Annotated in this window: 7 protein-coding genes and 1 pseudogene; 1 reads left to right on the forward strand and 7 read right to left on the reverse strand. The window is 73.0% G+C overall.

The genetic code is table 11. The features are described from left to right. Positions 1-51: 51 nt before the first annotated feature. From ACFWBT_RS39965 to ACFWBT_RS39995, 7 genes and pseudogenes are all read right to left on the reverse strand, one after another. Positions 52-1,032 (reverse strand): cation diffusion facilitator family transporter, encoded by a 981-nt coding sequence (locus ACFWBT_RS39965; protein WP_385708874.1) that lies wholly within the window; start codon positions 1,030-1,032, stop codon positions 52-54. Positions 1,033-1,174: 142 nt separating this feature from the next. Continuing rightward, on the reverse strand, positions 1,175-2,326 hold the full coding sequence (gene manA / locus ACFWBT_RS39970) for a mannose-6-phosphate isomerase, class I (protein WP_385708886.1): 1,152 nt from the start codon (positions 2,324-2,326) through the stop codon (positions 1,175-1,177). Positions 2,327-2,456: 130 nt separating this feature from the next. Then, entirely contained in the window at positions 2,457-3,584 is a 1,128-nt protein-coding gene (locus tag ACFWBT_RS39975; RefSeq protein WP_385708877.1) for an SIS domain-containing protein, read from the reverse strand. Between the two features lie 302 nt (positions 3,585-3,886). After that, entirely contained in the window at positions 3,887-4,057 is a 171-nt protein-coding gene (locus ACFWBT_RS39980) for a Trm112 family protein (RefSeq protein ID WP_078943765.1), read from the reverse strand. 186 nt (positions 4,058-4,243) lie between these two features. After that, positions 4,244-5,605 carry a phosphomannomutase/phosphoglucomutase gene (locus ACFWBT_RS39985; protein ID WP_385708880.1) on the reverse strand — a complete coding sequence of 454 codons (1,362 nt, stop codon included), beginning with the start codon at positions 5,603-5,605 and terminating at the stop codon, positions 4,244-4,246. A gap of 155 nt (positions 5,606-5,760) precedes the next feature. Continuing rightward, positions 5,761-6,247: pseudogene (locus tag ACFWBT_RS39990) on the reverse strand (L-lactate permease); the annotation flags it as partial. Positions 6,248-6,285: 38 nt separating this feature from the next. Continuing rightward, a complete protein-coding gene (locus ACFWBT_RS39995; protein WP_385708883.1) occupies positions 6,286-6,759 on the reverse strand; it encodes a DUF3499 domain-containing protein in 474 nt (157 codons plus the stop codon). A 260-nt stretch (positions 6,760-7,019) separates the two neighbouring features. Between ACFWBT_RS39995 and ACFWBT_RS40000 the strand changes: the two genes are divergently transcribed. Further along, positions 7,020-7,469, forward strand: a complete 450-nt coding sequence (locus tag ACFWBT_RS40000; RefSeq protein WP_385708889.1) for a metallopeptidase family protein — start codon at positions 7,020-7,022, stop codon at positions 7,467-7,469. The last annotated feature ends 171 nt before the right edge of the window (positions 7,470-7,640 follow it).

Genomic DNA, 7,640 nt, shown 5'->3' on the forward strand with positions numbered 1-7,640 from the left:
GGGCCCGCCAGATATCACAGGCGGGCCCCCACCGCGTACGGGCGGGTGGTGTCAGTGATCGGCCGGCGGCTGCGACGGTCCGCCGGGAGTCGCCTCGCGGTCCGGGCCCTTGGCCGCCTCCGTCTCGCTGTAGATGTCCGGCTCCAGGTAGATGACCCGGGCGATCGGGACGGCGGTGCGGATGCGGGACTCGGCGGCGTCGATCGCGGAGGCCACCTGGGCGGCCGTGTCGTCGTGCTTGACGGCGATCTTCGCCGCGACCAGGAGCTCCTCCGGACCGAGGTGGAGCGTGCGCATGTGGATGATGCCGGTGACGGTGGCGCCGTCGACCATCGCCGCCTCGATCTTCTCGGTGTCCTCCGGGCCCGCCGACTCGCCCAGCAGGAGGGACTTGGTCTCGGCGGCGAGGACCAGCGCGATCAGGATGAGCAGGACACCGATGCAGACCGTGCCGATGCCGTCCCAGACGCCGTCGCCGGTGAGCAGGGCGATGCCGACGCCACCGAGCGCGAGGACCAGACCGATGAGGGCGCCGAAGTCCTCCAGGAGGACGACGGGCAGCTCGGGGGCCTTGGAGCGGCGGATGAACTGGGACCAGGAGTGCGATCCGCGCAGCTCGTTGGACTCCTTGATGGCCGTACGGAAGGAGAAGCTCTCGGCGATGATCGCGAACACCAGCACGCCCACCGGCCAGTACCAGTGCTCGATCTCGTGCGGGTGCTTGATCTTCTCGTAGCCCTCGTAGACGGCGAACATGCCGCCGACGGAGAACAGGACGATCGAGACGAGGAAGGCGTAGATGTAGCGCTCGCGGCCGTAGCCGAACGGGTGCTGCGGGGTCGCCTCGCGCTGCGCCTTCTTTCCGCCGACCAGGAGCAGCGCCTGGTTGCCGGAGTCTGCGAGCGAGTGAACGCCCTCGGCGAGCATCGAGGAGGAGCCGCTGAACGCGAACGCCACGAACTTCGCTGCCGCGATCGCGAGGTTGGCACCGAGTGCCGCCACGATCGCCTTGGTGCCGCCTGAAGCGCTCATCTGCTCCTGCTGTCCCTTCGTACGCCGTCCGGACCACGTTCGTACCCTGGTACCCCGGGTCCGGGCTTTGCCCGCCCTTTGCGGTGCGCCATTCTTGCAGCCCGGTCGGTCGGCGGTGCCTCAGGCCAGCACAGTCGCCCCGTCAGGCCACCACTGTCGCACGGAAGATCGTGCCGGACCCGGACACTTCGGCCTTTTCTCCGGCCGGTACGAAGACCGATCCGCCGGGGGTCAGGTCGATGCTGTCGGCGCGCACGGAACCCGAGGTGCAGAGCAGGATCTGCGGGGTCTCGCGGGTGAGGTCGTGCGGGTCGGCGCCCTCGGCGACGACATACCGGGAGAGGCGGAACTCGTCGATGGGGGTCGCGTAGACCTCCTCGCCGTCGGGGGACGCCTCGGGGCGCAGGACGCCGGGGTCGCCCGCCTCGAAGCGGACCACGCGCAGGAGTTCGGGGACGTCGACGTGCTTGGGGGTCAGACCACAGCGCAGGACGTTGTCGCTGTTGGCCATGATCTCGACGCCGAGGCCGTTCAGGTACGCGTGCGGGATGCCCGCACCGAGGAACAGGGCCTCGCCGGGCTGCAGCTGGACGTAGTTGAGGAGCATCGCGGCGATGACGCCGGGGTCGCCCGGGTAGTGGTGGGCGAGGTCGGCGTACGGGGCGTACTCGCCGCCGAGGCGGGCGCAGGCGGCCGTGGTCTCGGTGACCGTACGGGCCATGTCGTCGGGGTCGGCGCTCAGTACCGCCGTCAGGACCTCGCGGAGCGCCGCCTCCTCCGGGTGGGCGCGCAGCAGGTCGACGTACGGCTTGAGGGAGTCGACGTCGAGGGCCGCGAGGAGTCCGGCGGCATCCTCGGGGGCGCGGAAGCCGCACAGGCCGTCGAACTCGGTGAGAGCGCAGATCAGTTCGGGCTTGTGGTTGGCGTCCTTGTAGTTGCGGTGCGGGGCGTCGATCGGGACTCCGCGGCGCTCCTCGTCCTCGTAGCCCTCCCGTGCCTGTTCGAGGTCGGGGTGCACCTGGAGGGAGAGGGGGGCGCCGGCGGCGAGGATCTTCAGGAGGAACGGCAGGCGGGGGCCGAACCTGGCGACGGCGGCGCGGCCGAGTTCCTTCCCCGGGTCCTCGGCGACGACCTCGTTGAGCGGACCGCGCTCGGTGCGCGAGGGTGCGCCCGGGTGGGCGCCCATCCACATCTCCGCCTGCGGCTCGCCGGTCGGCTCCAGGCCGAGCAGCCGCGGGATGGCGGTGGTCGAACCCCAGGCGTAGGGGCGGACGGTGTTGTCGAGGCGGTCCATGGCTGTCTTCTTCTCCATACGTGCGCTGCTCGGCCCGCTCCGTGCGGGCGCTGATCGGGAGGCGTGGCGTCAGGGCGCCGGTCGCGGGATCCGGCGGCGACGGGCGTCGGTCGCGGGGTCCCGCCCAAGATCAGGCCCCCGAGGCGAGCGCCAGGTAAACGGCGGCGAAATCCGTGATGGCGATCAGTTCCGCGAGGGTCTCCAGTTCGCCGCCCTCCTCGGGTTCGAGCTCGCTGATCGCGGTGTCGTGGCCGAGGGCGAGTTCGCGGGCGGCGGGTGCGGCGCTGATCCCGCCGATCGGACGGTCGCGGAGGAGCACCACGCGCGCGTGCAGCGCCTGGGCCTCCTCGACGCGGTCGCGGAAGAAGTCGTCGGGGTCCGCGCCGGCGGCGAGCGCGCCGGCGAGCAGCACGCTGTGCGAGGCGAGCGCCTCGGGGAGTTCGGCGGTGAGCGCGGGGCGGCCGGCGAGTTCGGCGAGCGCGGCGGTGAAGCGGCGGCCCGCCGGGCCCGCCGAGGTGCCCTCCGTCCAGATCACCGGGAGCGCCTCGGCCAGTTCGACGGCGAGGGTCTTGGCCGGGTTGCTGTACGCCGCGACGGCGGGGCCGCAGCGCTCGGCGACGCGGTCGAGGCGGTCGGCGACCTTCTGCAGGGCCTCCGGCGGGGCCGAGACGAGGCCGGTGCGGTCGAGGAGGGCGAGCAGTGGGGTGAGCAGGGCCCAGAGCACGCCGGGGGCCGAGGCCGCGAGGGGCTCGTCCTGCTCGTACGGGGCGGTCGCCATCGGTACGAAGAGGCCGTGGCTGCCTTCCACCCACTCGGCGAGGGGGGAGCCGCCGGGGGCCACGGCGGCGACGGTGCTGCCGCGCCGGTAGGCCTGCTCGATGAGCAGTTCCAGGCCGGGTTCGCTGCCGTCGGGGGTGGCGATCAGCAGGAGGTCGACGGGGCCCGCCCAGCCGGGCAGTTCCCAGCGCAGGGCGCCCCCGGCGGGAGCGACTCCCGTGGGGGTGAGCCGGGTGAGAGGGCAGCTCGCTCCGGCGAGGGTGCCGAGCAGTTCGGCGACGCCGGTGGCGGCCATGCCGGGGCCGGCGATCAGGACGGCGCGCGGGCGGCCGTCCGGCTTCAGCTCGGAGACGCCGGCCTCGGTGGCGTGCCGGACCGCGGTGCGCACCCGGGCGCCGGCCTCGGCCGCGCCGCGGAGCAGCGCCCGCCGGTCGGCCCGGGTGAGCGCGTCGGGATCGTCGAGGAGCGATTCGTCGAGCATGGGGTCGGGAGCCTCCGGTCGCCGGGGCGGCGCTTGCGCGTGAGCCGCCGGGGTCGCTTGCACGGGGTCGCTCGCGCGAGCTGCCGAGCGGCGCTGGGTCGGACCGGGTGCCGGCCGGGTGTGCGCCGGTCGCCGATCGGTGCGGCCGCGTCGCCGTTGTCCGTGCGGGCGGCGGCGCTGTCGCCTGTCGTCGGGTGTCGTCGTGCTTGCCGCGCCGTCGGCCTGCCCGCGGGCGGGGCGGCGCCGCTGTCGCCTCGTGCGCGGCGGTCGCGGCGCCGTTGGCGGCGGGGCTGCCGTGTCGCTTACGCGGGGCGGCGGGCCTCGTCGACCAGGAGTACGGGGATGCCGTCGCGGACCGGGTAGGCGAGGCCGCAGTCCGCTCCCGTGCAGATCAGCTCGGTCTCCTGCTCCTTGAGCGGGGCATGGCAGGCCGGGCAGGCGAGGATCTCCAGGAGGCCGGCTTCGAGCGGCATGGGGTGTCCTTCCGAAACGGTGGATGCGGCCTGGTCAGGGTACCGCTGCGGGAAGCCGGATGCCGGGGTGCGGCACCGTCTGGTGGAGGCGTGCGGGCGGGTGCGCGGGTGCTCCGCGCCCCGCGCCCCGTGTCCGTCCTCGCCGGGCCGTCGGCAGTCGGCCGCCGACGGGCAGGCGAGGAACCCTCAGCCTCGGATGATCTCCAGCACCTCGTCCCGCACCTTAGTCATCGTCGCCTCGTCGCGGGCCTCCGCGTTGAGGCGGAGCAGGGGCTCGGTGTTGGAGGGGCGGACGTTGAACCACGCGTCCTCGGCGGTCACCGTCAGACCGTCGAGTTCGTCGATGGTGACGCCCTCGCGGCCCTCGTAGGCGGCCCTGACGGCGGCGAGACGGGCCGCCTGGTCGTCGACGGTGGAGTTGATCTCGCCGGAGCCGACGTAGCGGTCGTACTCCGCGACGAGCCCGGAGAGCGGGCCGTCCTGACCGCCGAGGGCGGCGAGGACGTGGAGGGCGGCCAGCATGCCGGTGTCGGCGTTCCAGAAGTCGCGGAAGTAGTAGTGGGCGGAGTGCTCGCCGCCGAAGATCGCGCCGGAGCTCGCCATCTCGGCCTTGATGAAGGAGTGGCCGACACGGGTGCGGACCGGGGTGCCGCCGTGCTCGCGGACGACCTCGGGGACCGACCAGGAGGTGATGAGGTTGTGGATGACCGTGCCGCCGCCGTGCTTGGCCAGTTCGCGTGCGGCGACCAGCGCCGTGATCGCGGACGGGGAGACCGGCTCGCCCCGCTCGTCGACGACGAAGCAGCGGTCGGCGTCGCCGTCGAAGGCGATGCCGAGGTCGGCGCCCTCTTCGCGGACGCGCTTCTGGAGGTCCACGATGTTCGCCGGGTCGAGCGGGTTGGCCTCGTGGTTCGGGAAGGTGCCGTCCAGCTCGAAGTACATCGGGACGAGTTCGAGCGGCAGGCCGGAGAACACGGTCGGGACGGTGTGTCCGCCCATGCCGTTGCCCGCGTCGACGACGACCTTGAGGGGGCGGATCGAGGTCAGGTCGACGAGGGCGCGGAGGTACGCCGCGTAGTCCTCCAACGTGTCCCGCCGCGTGATCGTTCCGGGCGTCGCGTCCGAGGCCGGGGCGCCGGAGTCGAGCCAGGACTCGGCGAGTCGGCGGATCTCCGCGAGGCCGGTGTCCTGGCCGACGGGGGCCGCGCCGGCCCGGCACATCTTGATGCCGTTGTACTGGGCCGGGTTGTGCGAGGCGGTGAACATGGCGCCCGGCAGGCCGAACGCGCCTGACGCGTAGTACAGCTGGTCCGTGGAGCACAGGCCGATCTCGGTCACGTCGACCCCGCGCGCCGCCGCACCGCGCGCGAAGGCGCGGGACAGTCCGGGCGACGACGGCCGCATGTCGTGCCCGATCACGATGGCGTCCGCTCCGGTCACCTGGACGAAGGCGGCGCCGAACAGCTCGGCCAGCGGCTCGTCCCACTGGTCCGGGACCACCCCGCGTACGTCGTACGCCTTCACGAGCTGCGACAGATCAGCAGTCACGGCCAACCCTCCAGAAGTCCACTTCGGTCACCCCAAACTACCCGTCCGGGATGACGGCGAGCCGTGGCGAGCCCGAGTGGAGCGCATCCGTGACCTGCGGACAGTCCCCGTCATCCGGGGGAAACCCGCCCGTCTCAAGGGGGGGCCGAGTCTTCTCAGGGCAGCGTCCAGGAGGCGACCGGTGAGCTCTGGCCCACCACGATGAGGCACATGACGAGCAGCGGCCCGAGGCTCCAGGGCAGCACCTTGCGCAGCAGATCTCCCTCGCGGCCCGCGAGCCCGACTGCCGCGCGGGCGAAGGTCAGGTTCTGCGGCGCGATCATCTTGCCGAGGACGCCGCCCGAACTGTTGGCGGCGGCGAGGAGTTCGGGGGACGGCCCCGACTCGCGGGCGGACTCGGTGGCGGGCACGCGCGCGCGGGGTACGGCGACCAGGGCCGCGGCACCGGCCAAGGAGGCGCCGATGGCGGCGAGTTGCGCGGATACGTAGTTCGAGGCGGCGAACTGGGCGGCGGCGAAGGCCACTCCGCACGCCAGGGCGGGCACCCAGGTCTCGCGCAGTCCGCGCCTGCCGTCGACCAGGCCGACGAGGACGAGGGGCACGACCAGCGCGAGCAGCGGGGGTCCGCCGGCCGACCACGGACAGAAGAGAACGGGGTGCGGTCGCGCGTGGGGCGGTGCTCAGTTGTCGGGCGAGCGCAGGATCCGCAGGTGACCGCGGCGCGCGACCTCCATCGGGTCCGCCGAGCGGGCGCCGCCGGCCTCCGCCGCTCGCCGCTGCGGACGGGCCGCCTCGCGCACCGCGTTCGCCAGCGCCTCTAGATCGTCGCCGCTGGGGCGCGAGGGACCTGAGGTGTCGGCGAGCCGGACGACCTCCCAGCCGCGCGGCGCGGTGAGGCGCTCGGAGTGCTCGGCGCACAGGTCGTAGCAGTGGGGTTCGGCGTAGGTGGCGAGCGGGCCGAGGACCGCGGTCGAGTCGGCGTAGACGTACGTCAGCGTCGCGACGGCGGGACGGCCGCAAGCGGTGCGCGAACAGCGACGTACAGGGCTCACGATGTTGGACGGTACCGCACTCTTGAGCGGGCCGCGACGACTCTCCCCCAGGTCACCCCACCGTGTCGTGTTGTGAGACGCCCCACACCGCTGTCCGGCCATCAGGCCCTGACCTGGGGCGAGATCACGGGTCGGAGTGCCGAACAGACCTGGATCCGGTCACTACTTGGTGCGAACCATGTCAATTGCCATGTCAAAGACGGTCTTGGAAGGATGCGGAATCGAGCCCAAGCTTGGCTGGAATGGTCATCGGGCGACATCCGGAACGCATTCGGGACCGGGGGCCTTCGGTCCCCCGCCCCTCCGGGACGGCCGCGTGGGGCCGGGCGGCCGGGCCGGGCGGGGACTACTCTTCGTCAGTGATGGACAACCCCGTACCGCCCCGCGCCGCAGCAGCCGGTCCCCGCCGTCGTGACCGCCATGGCAGGGGCATGCGCGGCCCCGTGGCGCCGCCCCAGGTGCCGCTCGCGGCGAGCCGATCCGAAGTGTTCGCGGATCTGGTGCAGGACTCCGTGGAGCGGCTGGAGCGACGCTGGCCACAGCTCGCGGACATCGACTTCATGGTCCTCGAGGTCCCCCGCCTGGAGGGCTCGGGCGAGGGGTGGAGCGACGAGGCGGTGCCCCTGGGCGGCACCGTCGCGGCGCGCGAGGGACATCCCGCGCGCGTGGTCGTCTACCGCCGTCCGGTCGAGATCCGCACCAAGGGCCGCGACGAGCGCGCCGCCCTGGTGCACGAGATCGTCGTGGAACAGGTCGCGGAACTGCTGGGTCTGACACCGGAGACGGTGGATCCGCGGTACGGCGAGGACTGAGGACGGACCGGGCCCCACGGGCCCGGACCGTCCGGCCGGATCACCGGTGCCGGATCACCGGTGCCGGATCACCGGTGCCGGATCACCGGTGCCGGATCACCGGTGCCGGATCACCGGTGCCGGATCACCGGTGCCGGATCACCGGTGCCGGATCACCGGTGCCGGATCACC

This window comes from Streptomyces sp. NPDC060027 (assembly GCF_042737005.1).
In the GTDB taxonomy this organism is placed as follows: domain Bacteria; phylum Actinomycetota; class Actinomycetes; order Streptomycetales; family Streptomycetaceae; genus Streptomyces.

Excerpts from the sequence above, each read along its gene's own strand:
- ACFWBT_RS39980 (WP_078943765.1), bottom strand. The coding sequence starts at position 4,057 with ATGCCGCTCGAAGCCGGCCTCCTGGAGATCCTCGCCTGCCCGGCCTGC.
- ACFWBT_RS39975 (WP_385708877.1), bottom strand. The coding sequence starts at position 3,584 with ATGCTCGACGAATCGCTCCTCGACGATCCCGACGCGCTCACCCGGGCC.
- ACFWBT_RS39965 (WP_385708874.1), bottom strand. The coding sequence starts at position 1,032 with ATGAGCGCTTCAGGCGGCACCAAGGCGATCGTGGCGGCACTCGGTGCC.
- ACFWBT_RS40000 (WP_385708889.1), top strand. The coding sequence starts at position 7,020 with ATGGACAACCCCGTACCGCCCCGCGCCGCAGCAGCCGGTCCCCGCCGT.
- manA (WP_385708886.1), bottom strand. The coding sequence starts at position 2,326 with ATGGACCGCCTCGACAACACCGTCCGCCCCTACGCCTGGGGTTCGACC.
- ACFWBT_RS39995 (WP_385708883.1), bottom strand. The coding sequence starts at position 6,759 with ATGGCCGGACAGCGGTGTGGGGCGTCTCACAACACGACACGGTGGGGT.